At 74.7% G+C, this 1,676-nt stretch carries 3 protein-coding genes; all 3 read left to right on the forward strand.

The genetic code is table 11. The features are described from left to right. Positions 1–843 (forward strand): MBL fold metallo-hydrolase (locus x551_RS21840; protein ID WP_253950457.1); only part of this gene is annotated, 843 nt, incomplete at its 5' end. Further along, entirely contained in the window at positions 843–995 is a 153-nt protein-coding gene (locus x551_RS27830; RefSeq protein WP_253950458.1) for an MBL fold metallo-hydrolase RNA specificity domain-containing protein, read from the forward strand. The genes x551_RS21840 and x551_RS27830, both read left to right, overlap by 1 nt. Before the next feature lie 166 nt (positions 996–1,161). Beyond that, positions 1,162–1,676: DUF4010 domain-containing protein (locus tag x551_RS21845; protein WP_343252166.1), on the forward strand; the 515-nt coding region annotated here is incomplete at its 3' end.

Here is a 1,676-nt window from a genome sequence, read left to right on the forward strand (position 1 = left end):
GCCCTGCCGCTGTACGGCGTGGCCGACGCCAAGCGCGCCATCGCCCGCATCGGCGTGGCCCCGGCCGGGCGCGGGGTGCGCGTCGGCGACGCCCGCATCGAGTTCACCCCCGCCGGCCACCTGCTGGGGGCGATGTCGGTGAGCGTGTGCGCGAACGGCCGCACGCTGGTGTTCTCGGGCGATCTCGGTCGCGGCGACGACCTGCTGATGCCCGCGCCGGGCCGCGTGGCGCAGGCCGATGTGCTGCTGATCGAGTCGACCTACGGCAACCGCTGCCATCCGCGCGACAACGTGCAGGCGCATCTGGGCGAGATCGTGCGTGCCACGGTGCGGCGCGGCGGCAGCGTGCTGCTGCCGTCGTTCGCCGTCGGTCGCGCGCAGGCCCTGCTGCTGGTGCTGCAGCGGCTCAAGGCGGCCGGCGAGATCCCGGCCGACCTGCCGCTCTTTCTGGACAGCCCGATGGCGAGCACCGCGACCGCGCTGTACCAGCGCCACCGCAAGCTGCTGCGCATCACGCCGCGCGAGGCGGCCACGCTGACCGACGACGTGACGCTGGTCGCCGGGCCCGAGGCGTCCGAGCGCCTGACGCGCCAGCGCTGGCCCAAGGTCATCATCTCGGCCAGCGGCATGGCCACCGGCGGGCGCGTGCTGCACCACCTGAAGGCGCTGGCGCCCAACCCGCGCAACCACATCGTGTTCCCCGGCTTCCAGGTCGGCGGCACGCGCGGCGCGGCGCTGGTGGGCGGTGCGCGCGAGGTCAAGATCCACGGCGAGTACGTCGCGGTGAAGGCCACCGTGAGCCACCTCGAAGGCTTCTCCGGCCATGCCGATGCCGACGGCTGATGGAGTGGCTGCGCGGCTTCGAGACACCGCCCGAGCGCTGCTTCGTCGTCCACGGCGAGCCGGCGGCGGCCGACACGCTGCGGCTGCGCATCCAGGACGAACTGGGCTGGCGCGTGTCGGTGCCGGAACACGGCGCGGCGCTGGACCTGTGAGCGGGGTCACGCTGCCGGACGGTGCCCTCGGCCTCGCGGTGGCCCTCGGTGCCGGCCTGCTGATCGGCGTCGAGCGCGAGCGCCGCAAGGGCCGCGGTCGGGACGCGAAGCCGCGGGCCTGCGCAGCTTTGCCGTCGCGGCCGCCACCGGCGGCCTGGCGCAGTGGGTGCCGGTGCCCGGGCTGGTGATCGTCGGCGCCCTGCTGGTGGCCGGGCTGGCCGCGCTGTCGCACGCGAAGAGCCGTTCGCGCGATCCTGGCCTGACGACCGAGCTGGCGCTGTTCACCACCTACCTGATCGGCGTGCAGTCGGTCCTCTCGCCGGCCCTCGGGGCGGCCTGCGGTGCGGGGCTGGCGGTGCTGCTGGCAGCACGTGAACGCCTGCACCGCTTCGCAACCGAGCTGCTCAGCGAGCAGGAGTTGCACGATGGGCTGCTGCTGACGGCGCTGGCGCTCATCGTGCTGCCCCTGATCCCGGCGCGACCGCTCGATGCCCTGGGAGGGATCGATCCCCGCCCGCTCGCCGCCCTGGTGCTGCTGATCCTGGCGATGCAGGCGGCAGGCCAGGTGGCGCTGCGTGCGCTGGGACCGCGTGGCGGCGTGCTGGCAGCCGGGCTGGTGTCGGGCTTCGTGTCGAGCACTGCCACGGTGGCCTCGCTCGGCGGCCGGGCGCGCGAGCGGCC

Source organism: Methylibium sp. T29, from assembly GCF_000576205.1.
Lineage (GTDB): Bacteria > Pseudomonadota > Gammaproteobacteria > Burkholderiales > Burkholderiaceae_C > Methylibium > Methylibium petroleiphilum.

Bases quoted from the DNA above. Each gene is read 5' to 3' on its own strand.
- x551_RS27830 (WP_253950458.1), top strand. From the start codon at position 843: ATGGAGTGGCTGCGCGGCTTCGAGACACCGCCCGAGCGCTGCTTCGTC.